This window comes from Deltaproteobacteria bacterium, assembly GCA_040223695.1.
Classification (GTDB): Bacteria; Desulfobacterota_D; UBA1144; order Nemesobacterales; family UBA2774; genus JAVKFU01.
The window spans coordinates 1-23,335 of sequence record JAVKFU010000014.1; the positions used below are offsets into that span (position 1 = coordinate 1).

The 23,335-nt window shown below is 48.5% G+C and carries 20 protein-coding genes; 15 read left to right on the forward strand and 5 right to left on the reverse strand.

Annotated elements, in window-relative coordinates; genetic code table 11:
* Positions 1-149 precede the first annotated feature (149 nt).
* Together RIG61_03815 and RIG61_03820 are read right to left on the reverse strand one after the other, a co-directional pair.
* Positions 150-440 carry a co-chaperone GroES gene (locus RIG61_03815; protein ID MEQ9618285.1) on the reverse strand — a complete coding sequence of 97 codons (291 nt, stop codon included), beginning with the start codon at positions 438-440 and terminating at the stop codon, positions 150-152.
* Between the two features lie 214 nt (positions 441-654).
* Positions 655-1,020, reverse strand: a complete 366-nt coding sequence (locus tag RIG61_03820; GenBank protein ID MEQ9618286.1) for a YraN family protein — start codon at positions 1,018-1,020, stop codon at positions 655-657.
* Positions 1,021-1,186: 166 nt separating this feature from the next.
* Between RIG61_03820 and RIG61_03825 the strand changes: the two genes are divergently transcribed.
* Positions 1,187-2,497 (forward strand): tetratricopeptide repeat protein, encoded by a 1,311-nt coding sequence (locus RIG61_03825; protein ID MEQ9618287.1) that lies wholly within the window; start codon positions 1,187-1,189, stop codon positions 2,495-2,497.
* 71 nt (positions 2,498-2,568) lie between these two features.
* Here the strand turns inward: RIG61_03825 and mutS are convergent, their stop codons facing one another.
* Entirely contained in the window at positions 2,569-5,163 is a 2,595-nt protein-coding gene (gene mutS, locus RIG61_03830; GenBank protein ID MEQ9618288.1) for a DNA mismatch repair protein MutS, read from the reverse strand.
* A gap of 135 nt (positions 5,164-5,298) precedes the next feature.
* Here mutS and hspQ point away from each other — a divergent pair, with 135 nt between their 5' ends.
* The 3 genes from hspQ (at position 5,299) to RIG61_03845 (ending at position 7,687) form a co-directional block, all read left to right on the forward strand.
* Complete coding sequence (hspQ, locus tag RIG61_03835) at positions 5,299-5,613, forward strand: heat shock protein HspQ (GenBank protein ID MEQ9618289.1); 315 nt, start codon at positions 5,299-5,301, stop codon at positions 5,611-5,613.
* 123 nt (positions 5,614-5,736) lie between these two features.
* Positions 5,737-6,825, forward strand: a complete 1,089-nt coding sequence (gene hisC, locus RIG61_03840; protein MEQ9618290.1) for a histidinol-phosphate transaminase — start codon at positions 5,737-5,739, stop codon at positions 6,823-6,825.
* A 4-nt stretch (positions 6,826-6,829) separates the two neighbouring features.
* Positions 6,830-7,687 (forward strand): prephenate dehydrogenase/arogenate dehydrogenase family protein, encoded by an 858-nt coding sequence (locus RIG61_03845; protein MEQ9618291.1) that lies wholly within the window; start codon positions 6,830-6,832, stop codon positions 7,685-7,687.
* 18 nt (positions 7,688-7,705) lie between these two features.
* On the opposite strand, the gene RIG61_03850 is transcribed toward RIG61_03845, so the two are convergent.
* Both RIG61_03850 and RIG61_03855 read right to left on the reverse strand, forming a co-directional pair.
* The gene (locus RIG61_03850; GenBank protein ID MEQ9618292.1) at positions 7,706-8,185 is read right to left on the reverse strand and encodes a gluconokinase; all 480 of its coding nucleotides are present in this window, start codon (positions 8,183-8,185) and stop codon (positions 7,706-7,708) included.
* Between the two features lie 695 nt (positions 8,186-8,880).
* On the reverse strand, positions 8,881-9,912 hold the full coding sequence (locus tag RIG61_03855) for a hypothetical protein (GenBank protein MEQ9618293.1): 1,032 nt from the start codon (positions 9,910-9,912) through the stop codon (positions 8,881-8,883).
* Positions 9,913-10,738: 826 nt separating this feature from the next.
* Here RIG61_03855 and RIG61_03860 point away from each other — a divergent pair.
* The 11 genes from RIG61_03860 to egtD all read left to right on the forward strand — a co-directional run bounded on the left by RIG61_03860 (position 10,739) and on the right by egtD (position 23,327).
* Positions 10,739-11,698 carry a phosphate ABC transporter substrate-binding protein gene (locus RIG61_03860; GenBank protein MEQ9618294.1) on the forward strand — a complete coding sequence of 320 codons (960 nt, stop codon included), beginning with the start codon at positions 10,739-10,741 and terminating at the stop codon, positions 11,696-11,698.
* A 41-nt stretch (positions 11,699-11,739) separates the two neighbouring features.
* Positions 11,740-14,061 (forward strand): ABC transporter permease subunit, encoded by a 2,322-nt coding sequence (locus RIG61_03865; GenBank protein MEQ9618295.1) that lies wholly within the window; start codon positions 11,740-11,742, stop codon positions 14,059-14,061.
* Between the two features lie 48 nt (positions 14,062-14,109).
* Positions 14,110-15,732, forward strand: a complete 1,623-nt coding sequence (gene pstA / locus RIG61_03870; GenBank protein MEQ9618296.1) for a phosphate ABC transporter permease PstA — start codon at positions 14,110-14,112, stop codon at positions 15,730-15,732.
* 154 nt (positions 15,733-15,886) lie between these two features.
* A complete protein-coding gene (gene pstB, locus RIG61_03875; protein MEQ9618297.1) occupies positions 15,887-16,633 on the forward strand; it encodes a phosphate ABC transporter ATP-binding protein PstB in 747 nt (248 codons plus the stop codon).
* Positions 16,634-16,705: 72 nt separating this feature from the next.
* Positions 16,706-17,137 carry an arsenate reductase ArsC gene (locus RIG61_03880; protein MEQ9618298.1) on the forward strand — a complete coding sequence of 144 codons (432 nt, stop codon included), beginning with the start codon at positions 16,706-16,708 and terminating at the stop codon, positions 17,135-17,137.
* A gap of 46 nt (positions 17,138-17,183) precedes the next feature.
* A complete protein-coding gene (gene phoU, locus RIG61_03885) occupies positions 17,184-17,846 on the forward strand; it encodes a phosphate signaling complex protein PhoU (GenBank protein ID MEQ9618299.1) in 663 nt (220 codons plus the stop codon).
* A gap of 180 nt (positions 17,847-18,026) precedes the next feature.
* A complete protein-coding gene (gene prmC / locus RIG61_03890) occupies positions 18,027-18,878 on the forward strand; it encodes a peptide chain release factor N(5)-glutamine methyltransferase (protein MEQ9618300.1) in 852 nt (283 codons plus the stop codon).
* Complete coding sequence (murA, locus tag RIG61_03895) at positions 18,866-20,122, forward strand: UDP-N-acetylglucosamine 1-carboxyvinyltransferase (protein ID MEQ9618301.1); 1,257 nt, start codon at positions 18,866-18,868, stop codon at positions 20,120-20,122. Before prmC ends, murA begins: the two co-directional genes overlap by 13 nt.
* Positions 20,119-20,742 carry an ATP phosphoribosyltransferase gene (gene hisG / locus RIG61_03900; protein MEQ9618302.1) on the forward strand — a complete coding sequence of 208 codons (624 nt, stop codon included), beginning with the start codon at positions 20,119-20,121 and terminating at the stop codon, positions 20,740-20,742. Before murA ends, hisG begins: the two co-directional genes overlap by 4 nt.
* A 235-nt stretch (positions 20,743-20,977) precedes the next feature.
* The gene (gene egtB, locus RIG61_03905; GenBank protein MEQ9618303.1) at positions 20,978-22,312 is read left to right on the forward strand and encodes an ergothioneine biosynthesis protein EgtB; all 1,335 of its coding nucleotides are present in this window, start codon (positions 20,978-20,980) and stop codon (positions 22,310-22,312) included.
* 52 nt (positions 22,313-22,364) lie between these two features.
* Complete coding sequence (gene egtD, locus RIG61_03910) at positions 22,365-23,327, forward strand: L-histidine N(alpha)-methyltransferase (GenBank protein ID MEQ9618304.1); 963 nt, start codon at positions 22,365-22,367, stop codon at positions 23,325-23,327.
* The last annotated feature ends 8 nt before the right edge of the window (positions 23,328-23,335 follow it).

Consider the following 23,335-nt stretch of genomic DNA (forward strand, 5'->3'; position numbering starts at 1 on the left):
CTTCTCTATCAGTACGTTCCTCCCTCTTGGCCCCAACGTCGCCTTCACCGCGTTCGCAAGAGTGTTTACTCCCTTTAGTACGGCGTCCTGCGCCGCCCTGCTGAATTTTATTTCCTTCGCTGCCATGCTTCTGTTACCTCCAATAAGATTTAGGATTCAATAACTGCCAATACACCATTTGCATCTAGGATAACATAATCCTCTCCCTCGATGCTTATTTCGGTGCCGCCGTACTGTTCGAAGAGCACCTTTTGCCCCGCTTTAACCTCGAGCGGTTTTACAGAACCATCCGGCATGAGCATACCGCTTCCGACAGCGACCACTTTCCCCTCCTTGGGCTTTTCCGCCGCTGTATCGGGAATGATAATTCCGCCCTTGGTTGTCTCTGCCGCATCAATCCGTTTTATCAATATCTTGTCGCGAATTGGTCTTACACCCATAGTAAAAACCTCCTGAGTTGAAAATTATAGTAGAATTACCCAAACCCTTCAGGTAAAAAACTGATTATAAGATATGCACGAATCTTTCGGTGTCAAGAGCGGAAAAATAAAAATTTTTTCACATATTCTCAGGTGATTATACCGGTTAAAACTCGGACTCGGTACAAGCCCGCAACGGAGACCGGAAGCCCGCGCCAAGAGTCGGGAGGAAGGCTCAAACGCTTACCTCGAAGGCGTTCTTTATAATTCTCGTTTTATCGTTTACGAGGTCAACCGACACGATATCAAACCGCATGTCTTTTGATTTTACCTTTTTCGATTCAATATAATTAAACGCAGCCGCAAGTAGATTCCTCTGCTTCCTTGGTGTCACCGCTTCCTCCGGAAGGCCGAAGTTCTCAGAGGATTTGGCTTTAACCTCTACGAAGCAAAGAACCCCTTTTCTATCCTCGGCGATAATGTCAATCTCACCTTGCCTGCATGCAAAATTCTTCTCCAGTATTTTGTATTTATCCTTCTTCAGAAACTTGCATGCTATATCTTCCCCTCTTCTCCCTATAGACCTGTTATTTTTAGTCATAAGAAAAAACTCGCTTACAATTCAATGCATCGTTTGAAGCCTATGCGCCGAAACTTCTCTGCCTAATATAGCAAATTTACATTATCCCCGCCTGTCCACTTCCCAAAACAGGCAATTTGATATAGATTTTAAATCAGTACCCTGTGGAGATACAAGGGGGGGTGTATTGAAAGACTCGAATGATTTGGAAATAACAACCAGCTCATCGGAGGTAATATCAGCGGCGGATAAATTCAGAGCGGAGCTGCTTTCCATGGGCGGTGGCGTAACCGAAATCTTGACTCACGCGGAAAATTATCCGGAAAGCGCTTTAATTCAAGCATACGCAGCCTGTCTTTTTCTCTACGGACAAACAAAGGAATCTGACAGGGAAGCTCATAAATATCTCGTCCGGGCCAAATCGGCGGCTGAGGAGACAAATGACAGGGAAAGGCTCTTTCTCTCCTCACTTGAGAGCTGGCACGAAGGCAGGCTAGAGGAAGCGTCCCGCAAACTCGAGAATTTGATCAGGGAGTGGCCGAGGGACCTCGTTTCCGCAAAAGTTCTCGAATTTTTATACTACCTCCTCGGTCAGCAGTACTCGGGGCCGAGGTTTTTAAAAACAATGGAGTCAATATATGAGCCTAATAAGAACTCTGGCTACTTTCTTTCAAGCTATTCCTTCGCCACAGAGCTCTGCGGTCGGTATGAACAGGCTCTTACCCTCGCCGAAAGGGCGGTGGAGCTTGAAGAAATAAATCCCTGGGCGCATCACACTTTGTCTCACGTCCTTCTAAAGAGGGGGAATATATCTTCCGGCACAAGGCTGCTTGAGAATTACCGGTATGTATGGGAAAGAAGCGGACAGGCGATTAAATCACACAATTACTGGCACCTGGCTTTAATGTATCTTGAGAACCTCGAGCATGATAAAGCGTTTTCTTTTATACATAGTGAAATTCTGAAAGATAAACCCTACCTGGTAATACAGCATTTAGACGCGATATCGCTCCTGTGGAGACTTGAGATGGCGGGTTTTGAGGTTCCGTATGAACTGTGGAAATCCATCGCCGATATAACCTTGGAGAACTCAGGCGACTTTTATGTCCCCTTTAACAGCGCCCATTACACATACGCCCTTGCAAGAGCGGGGAAAAAAGATGAGCTCGCCGCTTCGATGTCTGTCATAAAAAAACGCGCGTCGGAAAAAACCGGTCATGAAGGAGAAGTATGGAACAAGACTGGCATACCCCTTTTAGAGGCTTGCAGGGCGTACGCCCTAGGCAATTACACTCAGGCTGCGCTCTTCCTCGAACCCGTTATTGATGATGTTGTAAAGGTCGGGGGTAGCGACGCTCAGGACGACCTCTTCAGGCAGGCTTATTTACTAAGCCTTATAAAAAGCGGAAACAAACAAGAGAGCAAAACCTACTTAAACGACATTTCCACATCAGAGGTTATGACTCCTCTCCAGAATTATTGGAAGTCGCTCATTTAATATAGAAACCGGTTGTGCATATTCCCGGAACGGTAACGTCCATATACGTATTAAACTCGTAAGGTATTGTACTAATTATCCTCCAAAATCTTCTTTAATTCCGAAAGCCTGGTCAAAGCGTCGAGCGGGGTCATCGAGTTTGTATCAAGCGCCTTTATCTCCTCAATAACCGGGTGCTCTTCAATATCGGAATTTTTTTCCCTCTCGTCGAAAAGTGAAATCTGCCCCCCCATGATTGAGCTTCTGAGGCCCGCCTGAGACTTCTCCAGGTTTGACAGCACCCTTTTCGCGCTTTTGATTACCGTCTCGGGCACCCCCGCGAGCTTTGCGACCTGAATCCCGTAGCTGTGGCTCGCCGCCCCCGGTATGAGCTTCCTCAGAAATACGATCTTGTCCCCGTTGTCCTTGACGTAAATATTGTAATTCTTCGCCCTCCTCTTCGACATAGCGAGCTCGGCAAGCTCGTGATAGTGAGTCGCAAAGAGCGCCCGCGCGCCCCTGTCGTGAAGAAACTCAGCCACGGCCCAGGCAATGCTCATACCGTCGAAAGTGCTTGTCCCCCTCCCTATCTCGTCCAGTATAACGAGGCTCTTCTCGGTTGCGTGCCTCAGAATGTAAGCCGTCTCCACCATCTCCACCATAAAGGTCGAGTGTCCCTTCGCAAGATTGTCCGAAGCCCCGACCCTGGTAAATATCCTGTCGGTGATGCCTATCCTGGCATGTGACGCAGGGACGAAGCACCCCATCTGCGCCATTATTACGGTAAGCGCGACCTGCCGTATGAGCGTTGATTTCCCCGCCATGTTTGGGCCCGTGATGATAAGGAACTGATTCTCGTCCGAATCGAGCTTTATGTCGTTTGGCACGAACCTCTCTCCAAGCTCCATTCTCTCAACGACAGGGTGACGGCTGTTTTTAAGCTCTATTATTTTCGAGTCCGTAACCCCTGGTCTCAAGTAATCGTATTTTTCAGCCACATCGGCAAGAGAGCAAAGAACATCCACCTGCGCTATAAGCGAAGCGGTTTGCCTCACCCTCCCGGACTCGCCCGCCACCTTTTTTCTGAGCTCTTCGAAAAGCTCCCTCTCGATTTCGAGAATCCTCTCTTCCGCCCCGAGAATTTTTTCCTCATACTCCTTAAGCTCTTCTGTTATATAACGCTCTGCGTTCGAGAGCGTCTGCTTTCTCACGTAGCCTTCGGGCACGGATTGGAGGTTCGTCTTCGAGACCTCAATGTAGTAGCCGAATACCCTGTTGTAACCCACTTTGAGGGAATTGATCCCGCTCGATTTCCTCTCCCTTGACTCAAGCTCGGCAATCCATTTTTTCCCGTCCCTCCTGAGAGATTTGAGCTCATCCAGCTCACCGCTCACCCCCTCCCTAACGATCCCCCCGTCGCGTGCGCTTGCCGGTGGCTCCTCTACGAGAGCCCTGTCCAGCATCTCCTTCAAATCGCTCAGATCATCGAGATTTTCCCGGATTCTCGCTAGATATCGCGAGCCGGCTGAGCTAGATGCCTCTTTTATCATTGTAATGTATTGAGAGGAATCTCTAAGAGATCCCAGATCTCTAGGCCTGCCAGAATATGTCGATATCCTTCCGATAAGTCTTTCAATATCGCTTATCTCCTTCAGGGCTTTCCTTATTTCCGCTCTCATCACCTGATTGTTTTTAAGCTCTTCCACAGCGTCGAGCCTGACCTCAATTTCCTCAAGATCCAACAGCGGGTAATTGAGCCAGTGCTTGAGCATCCTCCCTCCCATGGGGGTCACCGTCTCGTCAATCACATAAAGTAAAGAACCCGAGTCGCCGCCCGCCGCTGACTTTAATAGTTCGAGGTTCTTCTTGGACGAATCGTCTATCAGTAAGAATTCGGATTTCTCATAGAACTCCGGCTCTCCCAAGGGCGGCATATCATCTATCTGAGTATCTCTCAGGTACTGGATCATGGCCCCGCACGCCGTTACAGACTCGGGGCGGCCCTCCAGACCGAAAGGCTCAAGGGTCTTTACCGAAAGCTGCTCAAGCAGCATTTCACTCGCCCTGTCCAGGTCCCAGATCCAGGAATCAAGCTCCGTAATCAGGGGATTTCCCGCATTCTTAATCGAAAGACGTATGTTTTTGTTCTCATCTGCCGAGCCCTCTATGAGTACTTCCTTGGGCTCAATCTGAAGTATTTCGTCCACGAGCTCATCCACTGAGTCAAAACTGGCGGTTCTGAATAGCCCCGTCGATATGTCAGTGTAGGCGAAGCCGTAAAGCCCGCCTCCCGCATATACGCTCGCCAGATAGTTGTTCGATTTCGAATCCAGGTTTTCCGTATCGAGAATCACCCCCGGTGTAAGAACCCTGACAACCTTCCTCTTTACAACCCCCTTGGCGGATTTCGGATCCTCGACCTGCTCGCAGATTGCGACTTTGTGTCCGCTTTTTAGCAGCTTGGCCAGATAAGGCTCCGCGCTGTGGTGAGGGACCCCGCAGAGGGGGACCGGATTTTTATCGGATTTATTTCTTGAGGTGAGCGTAATACCGAGCACCTTGGACGCGATTCTGGCATCCTCGTAGAACATCTCATAGAAATCGCCCAGACGGAAAAACAGTATTGCGTCGGGATATTCCTTTTTGATCGATATATACTGCTTGAGCATCGGGGTATGTGCGGACATGGATGAAAAGATTATATCAATTCGCCGTGCAACTCTCAATTTAAAACAGGAAATCCTTGAACCGTATGCGCGTACATAATACAATAAAGGGTGACTGCGAGAATCAGTATTCATGCAAACAGGGGATAAATGACAATGGAAAATTCCGTTAAATTTTCAATAGGACAGATCATTCATCATAAGATGTTCGATTACCGCGGGGTCATAGTCGATGTTGATCCCGTGTTCAGCAGTACCGATGAATGGTACGAAAAGGTCGCACGGTCGAGACCCCCGCGGGACAAGCCCTGGTATCACGTGCTCGTTGACGGCGCCACGCACACGACGTACGTTGCGGAAAGGAATCTGGAGCCCGACAAGACGCGAAAACCCGTCGATCATCCCCTGATCCCGGAGTTCTTTTCGGGGTTAAAAGACGGGATATACACAATACGAAAGGGAGTCAATTAAGAGCGCCGTATTGCCTGAGACGCGCCCCGGTGATAGATTATTCCTTTTCGGTCGAGCCTTTATTAAACGAGCAGAGTCGGTTATTGCCAAAAACTTACAGAAATCCACACCCGGGAAACAAAATTGATAAAGCCTAACCCTTATGTGAGGGATTTAATCCCATACGTCCCCGGAAAACCGGTAGAAGAGCTTGAACGGGAGCTTGGAATCAAAGGCGCCGTCAAAATAGCGTCAAACGAAAACCCTCTTGGGCCTTCTCCCCTGGCGCTGCGAGCAATAGAAGCAGCCCTGAGGAATGTAAACCGCTACCCGGATGGAGACGCATTTTATCTCAAGCACAAGCTTGCCGGGAAACTGAACTTAAAACCCGAAATGCTTATCTTCGGAAACGGCTCTAACGATGTAATCGACATTGCGGCGAGAACATTTTTAAAACCGGGGGACGAAGCGGTGATGGGGGAGTACGCTTTTATCGTCTATCCGATAGTCACGCAGGCGGTGGGGGCAAAGGCCGTTATATCGCCCATGCCGGATTACAAACATAACTTGACGGATATGTGCTCCCGGATTACCCCGAAGACAAAAGCCGTTTTCATAGCTAATCCCAATAATCCCACGGGCACAATGGTAAGAAGGGACGAGCTCGAGTGGTTTCTGGACAGGGTGCCGGACGACATAATGGTTTTAATAGACGAAGCCTACTTCGAGTACGTCGAAGACCCGCACTACCCGGATTCTCTTCATTACCACGATAACGGGAAATCCATTATTACGACGAGGACGTTCTCGAAAATATACGGCCTCGCGGGGCTCAGGCTCGGGTACGGAGCGGCGTCGGAGGAGATTATATCAAACATGCAGAGGGTAAGGCATCCCTTCAATACCAACTCCCCCGCCCAGGCGGCCGCACTCGCGGCGCTCGACGACGATGAGCATGTGGCAAGATCAAAAGAGGTTAATAAAGAAGGTTTGACGTACCTGACCGGGGAGCTCCGGAAAATGGAGATACCATTCGCGCCCAGCTACACGAACTTCATACTGATCGATCTGGGTTCGGACCCGATCCCTGCATACGGCGCGCTTCTCAGAGAAGGCGTCATTGTGAGACCGGTCGGCGGCTACGGGCTCAAAACCCATCTCAGGGTCACTGTCGGACAAGAGGCGGAGAACAAAAGATTTGTAAAATCTCTTAAGAAGGTACTAAAAAAATAAGAATATGCCATTTAAAAAAGTAACCGTAATAGGACTCGGGCTCATCGGGGGTTCGCTTGCGTGGGCGCTTAAAGAGTCAAAGCAGGTCGAAAATGTTTACGGCGTCGATACAGACAGAGAGTCCGTCGATTATGCGCTCGGAAACAATATGATCGATACGGGCTCGTCAGACCCGGAGGAGGGTGTATCGGATGCGGAGATAGTGGTAATCGCAGTCCGCGTGGGAGCAATCACAGAAGTCGCAAAATCAATTATTCCATCACTTACTCAGGGCACGGTGCTTACGGATGTCGGAAGCGTCAAGGGAGATATTGTGAATGAAGTGGAGAACCTAGTCCCCTCCGGTATCCATTTCGTCGGAGGACATCCTATAGCCGGCACCGAGCGCTCCGGCGCCATGGCCGGAGAGCGGGGACTCTTTCGAGGTAGAAGAGTAATCCTCACGCCCACAGCAAAAACCGATCCAGGGGCCAGGGATAAAGTGGCCTCTCTGTGGAAAGCCGCGGGCAGCGAGGTCCACGAGCTCGACATGCTGGCGCATGACCGCATATTCGGTTTCATAAGCCATCTGCCGCATGTAGTCGCTTACTCATTAATCGATTCGGTACTCAACGCCGATAATTCGGAGGCACTCTTCGACTTTGCGGGAGGGGGGCTCGGGGATTACACCAGGATCGCGGCGAGCTCGCCCGATATGTGGGCCGATATATTTAACGCGAACAAAGGAAACGTGCTTCAAGCTATCGGAGAGTTTAAAGGATCTCTCGAAAAAATAGAGGCCGCTATCAAAAGCGGTGACAGGAGCTCACTCTTGGAAATTCTTTCACAAGCTAGCGAGGCAAAAAGAGAAACCGTAAAGTAGCCCCAGGTTTTTATCATCTCAACCCAGACCGAGCGCGCCTATAATATCATCGGCAATAGACTCGGCGTCGTTAGAAATATCCTCTGTCAGGGCGTCATCAGGCTCCTCGAGCGCATCGAACTGCCCATCGAGAATGCCCGCTCCTGCAAAATGTCCTTTCCTGTTTTGAAGCCTCTTGCGAATTAATTCTTTACTTCCCTTGAGATAAATAAACCTCACCCCTTTATTACCCGATCTTAAATAGTCCCTGTACGACTGCTTGAGCGCGGAGCACGCTATTACAGCGGACCCCGTCTGCTCCCCGATAAGCCCCCGGAGCCTTTCGAGCCAGGGTTTTCTATCCTCGTCCGTCAAAGACACACCCCTTTTCATCTTCTCCACGTTCTCTTTGGGGTGGTAGTCGTCGGCATCATAGAATTTCCAGCCGAGCTTCTCGGCCAAAAGCTTTCCGACGGTAGTCTTCCCGGCCCCGGCCACACCTATTATTATGAGGATCATATGTACCGTGATTTAAACAGGCAGCTTGTCAATACTGGTTCTTGATTACCGCTTTTATCCTACATCGCACTGGCATGCGGTGAGCATAAGCGTCACGAGAACTATCGAAAATAAAGTCAGGTACAAGCGCATTCTCTTTATCCTTCTTCAAGATTAATTTTTATGCTTAAAAAGGATTATACAATGAAAATTTAATTCTGAATATTTTTGTCGGCGGCACAAGCGTCGTGAAAGCACCGGTTCCCACGCCAGTCGGGATGAGCTTACGGGCAATCCCGAATACCCCTAACATTACCGGTTTTAATGAGGCTCGGAGCTTCAGCAGCTCTACAGTTCTTGAAATCCGGTTCGTCAGCGGTATCCTCTAACCGATTCCGCATCTGCAAGCCGTTACCAGAAACGCGATCACGAGTATCGAGCTCAAAGCAATGTATGTACGCATATTTATATCCCTGTTCAAAAAATTATCGAACTACTCGTAAAAACTATACAATTTTAATTCCATATTCAAGCGAAATAATCACGCGGAATGTCGATGATAAATCCCGTTTTAATCCGCAGAACATAAAACCCGATGAATCGCACCGGCTTCTAACTTTTATCTTGAGATAATAATCGGCAGCACAGCTTTTGAAGCAATCTCGTATAAAAAAAGACAATGGCTGAAAGCGAAGCGCCATGTTACCGTGCCAGCATTATTTGCTTTGGCTTTTATTTAATTTGAAGCACCATGTCCGCAAGTCAAAGCATTCGAAGTCCGAGATAAGGTCGTCAAAATTCAATAGGTTTATATCCTCGTTCATCAGCATGTCTTCTATCTTGAAGGAAACATTCATGCTTCCGACATCACCGGGGTCAAAGCTACTATCCGTCAAACCCTTATGGCCGCAATTGTGTACAAATTCGTGGGCCATTACATGAGGCGTCAACACGGCGGACACAAAGGCTTTGTCAGATATGAGAAGGGGCTTTTTCTTACCTAAATTCAATCCATTTACTATTCTTCCCTTTTTGTCCTTCAGCCCTTTAACGAAGACAAAGTTGACGCACTCGCTCGAGTCCGGGAGTCCCTCCTTTTCAAGCTCTTTCAGTAATTTATTACTATTCTTGCTATTCAGAGTGCCGTCGTCCTCGAAAACGTCATCGGATACCGGGGCGCTTTTCACCACTTCAATCTCAACAGAAATATTACATTGATCGAGTGTATCATTCAGTTGCTCCAGAAGATCTTCTTGAAAATCCTGATTTTCTATTTTACTTATATTTGAGGTCCCGCCTTTTCCCGTCACAGCCGTCAGACAGATTTTAATCTTGCACTCATCGACAACCTGTGTAAAAAGCATCTTTGAGCACTCCCGTGTTCCCGGCCCCGTACAGGTTGCTTTAGCCTCGAGAATCTGGTTAATCTCCACGTCCTCCGTAGTAGTCACTGTCGCCTTAGCTCCCGCCGAGGAGAAGGAAAATCCCGGCGGTACTATTATACTTTCCCACGTACACACTGCTCCGCCTAATTCGTTCATTGCTCCGGTGAGGTCAAAACTCTTGGCAGTGTAGTCTTCTTCGTCACTCGGGCATATGAACGGATCTCCAAAAATCATCACCTTACATCCCCCGGGTCCCGGCGTAGGTTCCTGAGCATCCGTGGTGTAGGAAATACCGTACGTAAGCACTAATATTATGACTGCTCGGGTTAGAACGAGAACGGCCTTTCTATGTTTATACTTCATTGATCTCCCCCCTTCTGACAATCTAATGGAACAATTAGTGTCAGATAATTTATAAACTTCGCTCTTTCACCTTCATATCGTTAAAAAGTTTACAAAAAAGACCTCGCGCTCAATCATTGGGGTCTCCTGCTGCTTTCGTCGTGTGTGCTCGCAGACGATGTTAAGGAGTTAGGAATCCAAAAGAATATTCGGTGGAATGTATGATAGAATAGTTAAAGCTGACTCTCTTGAGTACTTGTGGAAGTTTAAAAGCTAAAAAGCGATGTAAGAGAAACCTGGTTCTTAAACCTGCTCCAGCAGAGCTAAAAGAACAATTATGTTTGAACTTAATATGCGCTACCCCATCCCTGTTTCTTCCTCCGCCGTTAATCTGACAAAAAATATAATAGCATTTTCGGAGGTGATCTTCAATAATCCGCCCGCCCCCGTAATAAGTCCATAAGTTAACTTGGATTTTTGACAGAGAATCCCGTTAAGGAGATCATAAGAATAGCCCGTAAGCGGTGCGTGTTTCATAAATCCGACTTACACCACGCACGACAAAAGGGCGCCGCCGCAAGTATTTCTTTAATATGTTTCAATACTAAAAGCGATTACAATGCAGAGCGAATATATCACAGGAAATTGCTATAAGTGCTTATTTTCATAGGATATATTTTAAAGATAAAGAAAAAACGGACAGAGGCTCAAAACGGTTAACTCGTGTTTAACCTTTTCTTAACATGTTCTTAACAATTTTAGGGTTTACTCCTAACGAGATTACATCCTAAAGGAGGCAGTAAAAATGAGTAATAGTAAATTTCTAAATATAAGCATAGTAGCCGGCATGATTGTTTTCATGCTAACGCTGGTTTCAAATACAGGTATCGCGGATGAGCCCGCGAAGGTAGATTCCAGCATTCCTACGTATACCAAAACAAGCGGAGTATCGGGGAATATAAACAGCGTAGGTTCAGACACCATGAATAACCTCATGACTCTCTGGTGCGAGGGTTTTACAAAGTATTACCCGAATGTTAAATGCCAGATAGAAGGTAAGGGATCGAGCACGGCGCCGCCCGCGCTTATAGAGGGCACGGCACAGTTCGGACCGATGTCGCGTGCTATGAAGAGTAAGGAAGTGGATGAATTCGAGAAGGCTTTCGGATACAAGCCTACCCCGGTTGCGACGGCAATAGATACGCTTGCGGTGTTCGTGAACAAGGACAACCCTATCGATTGCCTGACTATAGAGCAGGTGGACGCAATATTTTCCAAAAACAGAACTTGCGGGGGCTCTGAAAACATCACGACCTGGGGGCAGCTCGGACTCACGGGCAACTGGGCTGATATGCCGCTAAGCATGTACGGCAGAAACTCCGCCTCCGGAACCTACGGCTTTTTCAAGGAAAACGCTCTGTGCAAGGGCGACTACAAAGACTTCGTCAAAGAGCAGCCGGGCTCGGCATCGGTCGTTCAGGGTATTACCGAGGATAAATCCGCCATCGGTTACAGCGGAATCGGATACACAACTTCAGGCGTAAAAGCCGTGAAGCTCGCTGAAAAACCCGGAGAATGCGCCGCTCCGAATCTTGAAAATGTTGCCAGCGGGGCTTATCCTCTCGGAAGATACCTATGGCTCTACGTTAACAACAAGCCGAACGAGGCCCTTGATCCCCTTCGGAGGGAGTTCCTGAAATATGTACTCAGCAGGGAAGGCCAGGAAGTCGTGATCAAGGACGGCTACCTGCCGCTACCGGCTAAAGTTGATTCCGAGCAGATGATGATGATCGAAGCCAAAAAATGATTTGTAATATGAGTAAACAGTCTCATCCGGGTTATTAATTTATGACGCCCAGAACCAAGCTGAAAGAACCCGGACAATCTTCCTCCGGCATCAAACGGAGGAAGATTGTCAACCGTATAGCGACATTTGTCGTCACAACCGGGGGAATCGGAATAATCCTGAGCATCATCGCCATTCTCGTATTCATAGGAATCGAGACTATACCACTGTGGCAGGGCGTGAAATCCGAGCTCACAAGCTCCTTCATTTTAAAGGAATCACCGGAGCTCGCCTCTTATTCCCTGGAGGACCCTGAAGCTAAAGAGTTTCCGTTCCTAGCGACGGGCGCCGAAGAATACAAGGAAATAGGTTTTGTGGTATCCGATGACGGAGTCGTTTACTTCCTTTCCCTCAAAGACGGAAGCGTAATAAAAAAGGTTCCGCTTACGGGGCTTGAAGGGAACAGGATTACTTCAAGCTTCGTATCCGTTAATAATGAGCTCTACAGCTTCGGAACCGATAACGGATACATTTTACCCCTCGAAACGAAGTACAAAATAGATTTCGAGGATGGTAAAAGGACTATTACACCCTATATCACTCAGGATGAACTCCTGAAAGTGAGCGATTCCTCTATAGTAGAGTTGGCGTTTGAAAAGCATATAGACGAGGACAGCTTCGCCGGGGCGGTATATACGTCGGCGGGGGAGCTTTTATTCTTCGCTTCCGAAGAATCCGGTTCCTTGTTCGGAGGGCTGGGAAGTGACGATAAGGATGAAGGGGAGGAGAGTAAGCCGGATACTACCGACCTCACCCAAAGCCTTGAGGGAAGTAAAGCTACCGCTATAGAGCTTGACTATTACCTAGAGAATCTGTTTATAGGGACCGACAACGGGAAAATATTTCACTGGGATACAAGCGACAAGAATAATCCGGAGTTGTTGAATGTTCTCAATGCCGACGGGGATATCAGAGCCCCTGTTACGGCCCTCGCATTCCTGATCGGAGACCGCTCCCTCGTAGTCGGAAACGAATCGGGAGATGTCTCCGTCTGGTTCGAGGTTTCAGACCCCGTCAGGGGCAGAGTGTTTAAGAAGATCCGCGAGCTTCCCCCTCTTGCTCTGCCGGTAACGAAGATTATAGCATCGACAAGGGACAGGGGATTTCTGGCTTCGGACACGGGTGGCAATATCAATCTCTACTATGCGACCACCGGCGAAAAGCTTGAAAAATTTAAAACGGACGGATCAGAGGTTAAGAATCTCGCCTTTACCCCAAAGGCAAACGGAATAATAGCTATTGACAAGGAGGGAAAGCTCTACAACTGGAACGTAAAAAATTCCCACCCCGAGACAACCCTCAAAACCCTGTTCGGCAAGGTATGGTACGAGGGCTACAGCGAGCCCGAGTACGTATGGCAGTCAACCGGAGGCACCGATGACTTCGAGCCTAAATTAAGCTTAACTCCGCTCGCCTACGGAACGTTGAAGGGAGCGATTTATGCGCTTTTTTTTGCAATACCCCTATCGATTCTGGGCGCTATATGCGTCTCTCAATTCATGCATCCGTCTCTCAGAAACACAATAAAGCCCGTGATAGAGATAATGGCGGCACTTCCAAGTGTTGTGCTCGGGTTCTTCGCGGGCCTCTGGCTTGCCCCGGTCATAGAAAAAATAATACCGGCAGTCTTTACACTACCCATAGTCCTCACACTTTTTACCTTGCTTACCCTATTGATCTGGCAATATTTACCGAGAGCGATAAGGGGGAGGTTCAAGGTCGGATCCGAGCTCTTCTTACTTGTTCCCGCTATTGTATTGGGAGTTATTGTTACCTTATGGCTGAACACCCCGGTCGAGAACGCGATCTTCGGCGGCGACTATAAATCCTGGTTTTATAATGTATTGGGGCTTCAGTACGACCAGAGAAATTCCCTGATAGTGGGATTTGCCATGGGATTCGCGGTAATACCTATAATCTTCACTATTTCCGAAGACGCCCTGTCAAGCGTGCCGAAGCATTTACAGGCAGGCTCGCTCGCTCTGGGAGCAAACCGCTGGCAAACCGCGATAAGGGTCATACTGCCGACGGCAAGCCCCGGCATATTCTCTGCGGTCATGATTGGTCTCGGAAGAGCTATAGGGGAGACGATGATCGTGCTTATGGCAACGGGAAACACTCCGATAATGGACTGGAGCATGTTTAACGGCTTCCGCGCGTTGTCGGCAAACATAGCGGTGGAGATACCCGAAGCACCGCACGGGGGAACTCTGTACAGGGTTTTATTCCTGGCCGCGTTACTTTTGTTTTTCTTTACATTTTTCATAAACACGGCCGCGGAGCTGGTCAGGCAAAGACTGAGAAAAAAATACGGACAGCTATAAATTACCGATGAATCTTGTAACTTGCGAAATGTACCGAGGTTGTAATTAATGAAAAAATTCTGGAAGAGCGGCGATCCTTTTATATGGCTTACAGGTGTCGCACTTATGTTCAGCCTGCTTATGATAGCGGGGCTCATGTATCTCATAGCCGCAAAAGGGCTCGGATTTTTCTGGCCGTCCGACGTAGCCCAGGTCCGGCTCAAAGACGGCAGAAAGCTTCTGGGCGAAATCACCGATCGTGAGAAAGTTAAGACGGATTACTCCGGCGAGAGTGATACTTTCACACAGAGGACTCAGCTCAAGATCGGCAACAGGGACCTTTACGGGCTCGACTTCAGATGGGTCGACAATGACGAGATAGAGGACATAACCTACCCCGAATACTCCGTGGTTCTCGAGAGAAGGGAATGGGGAAATATGTACGGATTTATAAAAGAGATAACCGGGAACGGCACCGTTAAGTGTGCGGGCAATCAGGATTGCTGGCCCGTGCTGGAATCCCTCCTTCCGCAGTATAACAAAATCTATAAAGAGATAAAAGCTATTGAAAAGGGTGAGATCGGCGGGATAAACAGGGAAATTGAGCACCTCAGGCTCGAAATCCGGGGTTTGGGGACGAAGGAGGGGGACAACAGGGAAAAAATCAACAAACTTGAGGCCCGGGTTGAAGAGCAGGAAGCAATTTATAGGGAGAAGGAAGAAAAGCTATCGGCGCTTTACAAAGAGTTCAATGAAGACAAGATAACAATGACTTCGGTCGACGGAAGGGATAAGGAGATGCCGGTGGGAAACATAGTAAGAGCGTTCAGACCCAACGCCATGAGCTGGCTTGAAAAGGCGTCCCTGTACCTATCAAAGATGTGGGAATTCGTATCCGAGGATCCGAGAGAAGCCAACACGGAAGGGGGCGTATTCCCCGCCATATTCGGAACCATCATGATGGTGTTAATCATGAGCATCGTGGTTCTTCCCTTCGGCGTGCTGGCGGCTCTGTATCTGAGGGAATACGCAAAGCAGGGGACCCTTGTAAGACTCGTCAGAATATGCGTCAACAACCTGGCGGGCGTCCCCTCGATCGTATTCGGCGTTTTCGCCGTGGGCTTTTTCATCTACGGTCTCGGGAGCACCATAGACAGTCTCTTTTACAGCGAAGCCCTCCCCAATCCCACTTTCGGCACGGGCGGCATACTCTGGGCATCGCTTACGCTTGCGCTCCTCACAGTCCCCGTTGTAATAGTAGCGACCGAAGAGGGGCTTGCCGCCGTCCCGAGGGAAATCAGGGACGGCTCACTGGCGCTTGGAGCGACAAAATTCGAAACCACATGGAAAATAGTTATTCCGAGCGCGATGCCGGCAATACTTACAGGGCTTATACTGGCGATTGCCAGAGCGACCGGCGAGGTGGCTCCGCTAATGATAACAGGCGTCGTGAAATTGGCTCCGGAGCTTCCCATAGACGGCTATTTCCCATACGTGCACCTCGAGAGAAAGTTCATGCATCTGGGTTTTCACATATACGACGTCGGCTTCCAGTCCCCTAACGTGGAGGCTGCAAAACCGATGGTCTTTACAACCGCGCTGCTTTTGATATTGATCGTAATCGTGCTTAATCTAACGGCAATAATAATAAGAAATCAACTAAGAAAGAAGTACACTACCTCGGCTGTTTAATAAATGTTATATTATTTTTTGTACGCCGGAAACGGTGAAGGAGATTAAAGAGGTGGCGATTGAAAAAGTGAAAGAGGCGTTCGAAGGCACTGTTTCAGACCGGGTCGGGGTTCACGTAGATCCCAAGGCGGACAAGTTCAAGGTACCGGATCCCATAGTCGAGGCAAACGACGTCAACCTGTGGTACGGCGACAATCATGCTTTAAAAAATATCTATATGGATATTCCGAAGAATAAGACAACGGCGTTTATAGGACCTTCAGGCTGCGGAAAATCGACCCTGCTCCGCTGTTTTAACCGTCTTAACGACCTTGTAGACTCGGCAAGAGTAGAGGGCGAGATACTCATTGACGGAGAGGATATTTACGATCCCGGCGTCGATATAACCGAGCTTAGAAAGAATGTCGGAATGGTCTTCCAGAAATCGAATCCCTTCCCGAAATCAATCTACGAGAACGTCGCCTACGGCGCCCGAATAGCGGGCGAAAATAAAAAATCGGTACTCGACGAAATTGTCGAAAAGAGTTTAAAAGGAGCCGCGCTCTGGGATGAAGTTCATGACAGGCTAAACGACAGCGCGCTCGGTTTGTCGGGCGGTCAGATGCAGAGGCTTTGTATCGCAAGGGCAATAGCGGTCGAGCCGGAAATGCTCCTGATGGATGAGCCCTGCTCGGCGCTCGACCCCATAGCAACCGGAAAGATAGAAGACCTTATCACAGAGCTTAAAGACAGTTACACAATAGTGATCGTAACTCATAATATGCAGCAAGCCTCACGTGTATCCGATTACACAGCTTTCATGTATCTGGGAGAATTAATAGAGTACGACAGCACAGAGACAATCTTCCTCAACCCGAAATTAAAGCAAACGGAAGATTACGTTTCCGGAAAATTCGGATAATAAAAGCCGTTGGAATACGGCATCGATCTTTTACATGTTTTATTACATCTCAAGTAATTTAAACGGGACAAAATGTCTGAAGTCGACAAAAAAAAGGTTATTTTCATCTGTACTCATAACTCAGCGAGGTCACAAATGGCCGAAGGGATATTAAGAGATTTATACGGTGACAGGTTCGAAGTGTTCAGCGCCGGTACGGCTCCTTCCAGAGTAAATCCCTACGCAATCAGGGTTATGGAAGAGATAGGCATCGACATATCCGGACAAAGCTCAAAAAATATGAACAGGTTCCTCGAAACAAATTTCGACTATGCAGTGACCGTATGCGATAACGCCAGGGAGTCCTGCCCGGTATTGAAAGGCGGGGACAATTACCTGCATAAAGGATTCAGGGACCCTTCCAGATTCAGGGGGAAAGACGAGGAAATACTCGAGGGGTTCAGAGAAATCAGGGATGAAATAAAAAGCTGGATAGAGGAGGAGTTCGGAAATAACCAGCTTTAATTGTGAGATTTAATTTATATAATCAGCAGGAAGCAAGAGATAAAAAATGATCAGACTGGAAGAAGAAATCGGCAAATTAAAAAAAATGCTCTTCGAGATGGCAACCTCCGTTGAAGAGATGATTGCCAAGAGCATCAAGGCGCTTAAAGACCGTAATATGATAATGGCGGAGGAGGTAATTAAAAGCGACGCCAAAATCAATGAGATGGAGATCGATATAGATAACCAGTCCATTAAGATTTTAGCTTTGTTCCACCCCGAGGCAGAAGACCTGAGAACCGTCTCAATGATAATGAAAATAAACAACGACCTTGAGAGAATAGGCGATCATGCGGTGAACATAGCCGAAAAAACCATTTATCTTTCCGACAAACCGGCCGTTAAGCCCCTAATCGATATCCCCAAGATGGCCGATAAGGCAATTCAGATGCTGCAGGAAAGCCTCGATGCATTTGTCAACAAGGATGCCCAGCTCGCGATAGCCGTGTGCAAGAAAGATGACGAAGTCGATTCGCTCGAACCGCAGATAGTAAGGGAGCTGATTACTTATATGATATCGGACCCGCAAACAATCGACCGGGCTCTATCACTGATTCTCATAGCCAGGGAGCTTGAAAGAGTGGCGGATCTGGCGACAAACATAGCGGAAGACACCTATTACATAGCGAGCGGGAAAACCCTGAAGCATAACGTCCTGAAAAAGGACTGAATACGAGCCTTGTGCGCCGGTCCGTACTGCCACGATTCCGGTTTTTAATTGCGCACCTTCCAAATCCCCGCAAAATCAAGCCGCTGCCCGGAACGCCGTTTTTTCGGGGCGCGGGACGAGCTTGAAAAGATTCGGCATACGTATAAACTCTTTGTTTCTTAAATTCAAGGTATTAATAATATGCACCTGAGAGAGCTCTACCAGTATGGAAAAGAGAACATGAGCCTGCATTCGATAGAGAATCCCGGGCTCGAAACATCCCTGCTTCTTACCAGGACCGGAGCTATTAATAGTATTTCCGAGATATACACATCCCCCGAAAAGGAAGTCGAGCGATACAAGGTCGTAAATTTTCACGGCCTTCTCGACAGAAGAATCAGGCGTGAGCCAATGGCTTATCTAATCGGTGAAAAAGAGTTTTATTCAAGACCCTTTTCGGTAAACCGCAGCGTGCTCATCCCGAGACCCGAAACGGAGCTTCTGGTAGAACAGGCGGTTCGAGCGGCAGACGGTACACGGGACCCGGTCATTCTCGATATCGGCACGGGCAGCGGGTGCATATCGGTCACGATTGCGTGTGAGGTCAAGGATTCCGGGGTTTATGCGACCGACGTATCAAGGGAAGCTCTTTCCCTCGCTCACCGGAACGCTATAAGGCACGGAGCGCGCGATAGAATACACTTTATCAACTGCAACCTGTCGGATCCGCTGAAAGAAGAGTCTTTTGATGTCATCGTATCAAACCCTCCCTATATTCCGGAGTCTGAGTTCCCGTTTTTAGAGCGGGACGTAAAGGACCATGAACCGGGCATATCGCTCATCGGGGGAGAAGACGGGTTACTTTACATAAGAAAAATAATCTCCACTGCCGGCTCTTTACTTAAAGACGGCGGATGGTGCCTGCTTGAAGTAGGGGCGGGCCAGGCTTCGAGAGCAAAGGAGCTATTCGAGGAACACGGTTTTCACGAAACCTCGTCGGTAAAAGACCTCGCTAATATTGAAAGGGTAATAAAAGCCAGATGGAAAAAATAATAATAGAAGGCGGGAAAAGGCTTGAGGGAGAGGTTACTGTAACAGGGGCCAAAAACGCAGTCCTGCCACTTATGGCCGCCTGCATACTTTCAGAAGGCGTGAACACCCTCGAAAACGTCCCCGATCTGGCGGACGTGAGAACGATGGCGAAACTGCTCGAGATTCTGGGAGCGGCAGTCGAGTTTGATAGAGGCAATTTCACAATAGATACGACAAATTTGAACAAATGGGTTGCGCCCTACGACCTCGTTAAAACCATGCGCGCCTCTGTTCTTGTATTGGGACCGCTTACGGCCAGATTCGGCAGAGCGAGGGTTTCACTTCCGGGCGGATGCGCAATAGGGGAGAGACCGATAGACCAGCACCTCAAGGGATTGAGCATATTGGGCTCCAATATAGAGATAGATGAAGGGTATGTAGAAACAGAAGCCAAAAAGCTCACTGGCGGGATCATACCGTTTGACGTTTCGACTGTAACCGGAACGGAAAACCTGATGCTCTCTTCAGTGCTTGCGGATGGGGAGACTATATTACTGAACGCCGCGTGCGAGCCCGAGGTCACGGACCTGGCAAATGCGCTTAACCGTATGGGCGCGGATATAAAGGGGGCGGGTACTGATATAATTACCGTTACCGGAGTGAGCGGCCTTTCCCCTCTTAAAGACTACGCGGTCATGCCCGACAGAATAGAGGCCGGGACATATATGATCGCTTCCGTGCTTACAGAGGGAGACCTGCTGGTGAAGAATTGCCGTTTTGAGAATATGGGAGCCCTGATAGGAAAGTTAATCGAAACAGGCGCTCAGATTTCCCGTGAAGACGGCGGCATAAGAATTAAATCAAACGGAATAATCAAAAGCACCGATATAACCACGCTTCCCTATCCGGGATTCCCGACCGATATGCAGGCGCAGATGATGACGCTTATGAGCACTGCAAACGGCCTGAGCGTCCTGACAGAGACAATATTTCCCCAGAGGTTTCTTCATGCGGGCGAACTCAGGAGAATGGGCGCGGATATAAAGCTCGTCGGAAACAGCGCGGTCGTGAGAGGGGTCGGCAGCCTGAGCGGGGCGCCAACGATGGCGAGCGACCTGAGGGCGAGCGCTTCTCTGGTACTCGCGGGACTCGCCGCTTCGGGAAAAACCGAGATATCAAGGGTCTACCATCTCGACAGGGGCTATGAAAGGCTGGACAACAAACTGGAAACGCTCGGCGCAAGAATCTGGAGGGAGAAGGAATGATAACCGTTGCGATAGCAAGGGGGAGACTGCTCGACGAGGAAGTCTCGCTACTGGAAAAAGCCGGGTACCCGGTTGGTAATATTTTAAAGGATTCGAGGAAGCTTATATTCGAATATCCCGGGCTTGAAATGAAGATACTGATCATCAGGCCTACCGATATTCCCTCCTACGTTGAATACGGGGCTGCCGATATGGGAATAGTCGGCATGGACACACTTATGGAAGAGAAACACAATTTGTACGAACCGCTTAATCTCGGCATAGGGCAATGCAAGCTCGTGGTCGCGGCGCCCAAGGGATTTGAGTACAATTCATCCGGGTCACTGAGAGTGGCCACCAAATATCCGAGAATTGCACATGAGCATTTTTCAGGGAAGGGGGTCGGTGCGGAAATAGTCAAGCTATACGGCTCGGTCGAGCTCGCTCCAATTGTAGGGCTATCCGACGTGATAGTGGATCTGTCCGCGACCGGGGAGACCCTCAGGAAAAATAATCTTGTGGAGTTTGAATCGATTGCCGATATTTCCGCGAGGCTTGTGGTAAACAGAGTGAGCATGAAGGTGAAATCAGAGGAAATAAAGGAGATAATAAACAAGCTAAAACAGGTAAGGGAAAATTAACTCACTCCGTTTTTACTCAACACTCTCTATCAGCGCCTGATAAACGCGATTATCCACAACTTTCCATACCCGGATCACCTCCGATTTACTGAGAGATGCTGCTGAAAGAACAAACGCTTTGAAAACAGCCGAGTATTTGCTACACTTAAACCAATCAAACCCTGCGAATTAGCGCTTAAGATAATCAGTTTTTTTCTTGTTTACAGGGGGAGCTACTCCTCCCGGGAGAATCAAAATGGCAAAAAAAACCGTGTCGCGCGCGGAAACGAAAGAAGAAATAACCGGCTCGAATAATAATCATTCTAAAGAGCGGTTAATCGAAAGTTATAAATCCGTAAGGGAGCTTTCGGGCGCCCTGGCCGAACCGCTTGAGATAGAGGACTGTGTAATACAGTCCATGCCCGATGTGAGCCCTACAAAGTGGCATCTCGCTCATACGAGCTGGTTTTTCGAAACCTTCGTCCTTTCAGAGGCGATAAAAGATTACAAATCCCCTAGCCCTCAATACGCGTACCTCTTTAATTCCTATTACGTGCAGGCGGGGGAGAGGCATTTCCGTCCCAAGCGCGGACTAATATCGAGACCCACTGTCGAGGAAACCTATAACTACCGGAACTTTGTAGATGAGCACATGATTCGGTTCATGGAAGATGCGGATGATAAAGAATGGAAAGAGTACGCGCCCGTAATCGAAATCGGGACACATCACGAGCAGCAGCACCAGGAACTGATAGTAACAGATATTAAGCACGTGTTTTCCGAAAATCCCCTCCACCCGCGATATATTAGCGAAAAACCGGTAAACGGCTCGGATAAAGCACACACCCCACCACCCGCCGAATGGATTGCATTCGAGGAAGGAATCTACTCCATCGGACACGAGGGCAAGGGGTTCGGATACGACAACGAATTCCCGCTTCACAAGGTCTTTCTCAATCCGTTTTTACTCCAGTCCCGCCTTATAACGAACCGTGAATATATGGAATTCATGAAAGACGGGGGATACGAGACCCCGGAGCTCTGGTTGTCCGAGGGCTGGGCTACGGTCGAGACAAATAACTGGAACGCGCCCTTTTACTGGGAATTAAGAGACGGTGAATGGACTCAGTTTACGCTCTCCGGTATGCGCAAAGTCTCTCCTCACGAGCCCGTATGCCATCTTTCCTATTTTGAAGCGGACGCCTATGCCCGCTGGGCGGGGGCGAGGCTTCCTACAGAAGCCGAGTGGGAAATTGCCGCGGGAGACCTGCCGATAGAGGGTAATTTCGTCGGCGACAGAAACTTTCATCCCGCACCCTTAAACGAAAAGGGTGGTAAGGATTCTCTTCAGCAAATGTACGGGGACGTATGGGAATGGACTCAGAGCGCCTACTCCTCTTATCCGGGCTTCAAAACGCTTCCCGGTGCTCTCGGGGAATACAACGGCAAGTTCATGTGCAATCAGTTTGTATTGAGAGGAGGGTCATGCGCAACCTCGAAATCGCATATAAGAAAAACATACAGGAATTTCTTCCCCCCGGATGCCAGATGGCAATTCACGGGTCTCAGACTGGCTAAAGATTCCTCTTAAAGAAAATTTTTTAAATCCAAACGGCGTTTAGCGCCATCTAAAATATGACCCGATGAATAAGAACCTGCTTAAAGTAAAAAAATTCGAACCCGAGATAGAAGATATTCTATCCGAGGTTATCGACGGCTTCGAAAGACCGCAGAAACAGCTGCCATCCAAGCTTTTTTACGACAAAAGGGGCTCACAGCTGTTCGATCAGATCACCGAGCTTGAGGAATATTACCCCACTCGTACGGAGATTGCGATAATGGAGCAAAACATTGACAGCATTTGCTCCGTTCTGGGAGAGAACTGCCTTCTGATTGAGCTCGGCAGCGGAAGCAGTATAAAGATAAGGTTGCTGATTGAGAATCTCCTGAATCCGGCGGGCTACGTCCCCATAGATATATCGGAAGAACATCTTACGGATTCGGCGGAAATTCTCTCGCGGGACTACCCCGAGTTAAGAATCATGCCCGTATACGCGGATTATACGCAGCCTTTCAGCCTGCCGAATTTCGACTTTCCGTACTCACGCAAGGTTGTTTATTACCCGGGCTCAACCATAGGGAATTTCCCGCCCGTCTCTGCAAAACGTTTCATAGACAGCGTAGCCGAATGGGCCGGGAAGGGAAGCGGTCTCCTTATCGGGGTTGATCTTGTAAAGGACGTAAAGACTCTCGAAGACGCGTACAACGACCGTAAAGGCGTAACAGCCGAATTCAATCTGAATATTCTCAGGAGATTAAACCGCGAGATAGGCTCCGACTTCAATATCGGCATGTGGAGGCACGACGCGTTCTACAATGAAAAGGAGAGTCGTATCGAAATGCATCTTGTAAGCCTTGCCGATCAGGAAGTGCGCGTTAACGGTACACGTTACCGCTTCAGGAAGGACGAATCCATATTGACCGAATACTCATACAAATACTCGCTGGAAGGATTCAAGAAACTGGTTTCGGGGTCATTCAGAGTTGACGAGGTATGGACAGATAAAGAGAACAAGTTCAGCATACAGTATCTGACGGCGTTTTAATCTATTTC

Excerpts from the sequence above, each read along its gene's own strand:
- RIG61_03880 (MEQ9618298.1), top strand. The coding sequence starts at position 16,706 with ATGTCTGAAGTCGACAAAAAAAAGGTTATTTTCATCTGTACTCATAAC.
- RIG61_03860 (MEQ9618294.1), top strand. The coding sequence starts at position 10,739 with ATGATTGTTTTCATGCTAACGCTGGTTTCAAATACAGGTATCGCGGAT.
- hisG (MEQ9618302.1), top strand. The coding sequence starts at position 20,119 with ATGATAACCGTTGCGATAGCAAGGGGGAGACTGCTCGACGAGGAAGTC.
- hspQ (MEQ9618289.1), top strand. The coding sequence starts at position 5,299 with ATGGAAAATTCCGTTAAATTTTCAATAGGACAGATCATTCATCATAAG.
- mutS (MEQ9618288.1), bottom strand. The coding sequence starts at position 5,163 with ATGTCCGCACATACCCCGATGCTCAAGCAGTATATATCGATCAAAAAG.
- RIG61_03850 (MEQ9618292.1), bottom strand. The coding sequence starts at position 8,185 with ATGATCCTCATAATAATAGGTGTGGCCGGGGCCGGGAAGACTACCGTC.
- RIG61_03845 (MEQ9618291.1), top strand. The coding sequence starts at position 6,830 with ATGCCATTTAAAAAAGTAACCGTAATAGGACTCGGGCTCATCGGGGGT.
- egtD (MEQ9618304.1), top strand. The coding sequence starts at position 22,365 with ATGAATAAGAACCTGCTTAAAGTAAAAAAATTCGAACCCGAGATAGAA.
- RIG61_03865 (MEQ9618295.1), top strand. The coding sequence starts at position 11,740 with ATGACGCCCAGAACCAAGCTGAAAGAACCCGGACAATCTTCCTCCGGC.
- phoU (MEQ9618299.1), top strand. The coding sequence starts at position 17,184 with ATGATCAGACTGGAAGAAGAAATCGGCAAATTAAAAAAAATGCTCTTC.
- RIG61_03815 (MEQ9618285.1), bottom strand. The coding sequence starts at position 440 with ATGGGTGTAAGACCAATTCGCGACAAGATATTGATAAAACGGATTGAT.
- prmC (MEQ9618300.1), top strand. The coding sequence starts at position 18,027 with ATGCACCTGAGAGAGCTCTACCAGTATGGAAAAGAGAACATGAGCCTG.
- RIG61_03820 (MEQ9618286.1), bottom strand. The coding sequence starts at position 1,020 with ATGACTAAAAATAACAGGTCTATAGGGAGAAGAGGGGAAGATATAGCA.
- pstA (MEQ9618296.1), top strand. The coding sequence starts at position 14,110 with ATGAAAAAATTCTGGAAGAGCGGCGATCCTTTTATATGGCTTACAGGT.
- egtB (MEQ9618303.1), top strand. The coding sequence starts at position 20,978 with ATGGCAAAAAAAACCGTGTCGCGCGCGGAAACGAAAGAAGAAATAACC.
- RIG61_03855 (MEQ9618293.1), bottom strand. The coding sequence starts at position 9,912 with ATGAAGTATAAACATAGAAAGGCCGTTCTCGTTCTAACCCGAGCAGTC.
- murA (MEQ9618301.1), top strand. The coding sequence starts at position 18,866 with ATGGAAAAAATAATAATAGAAGGCGGGAAAAGGCTTGAGGGAGAGGTT.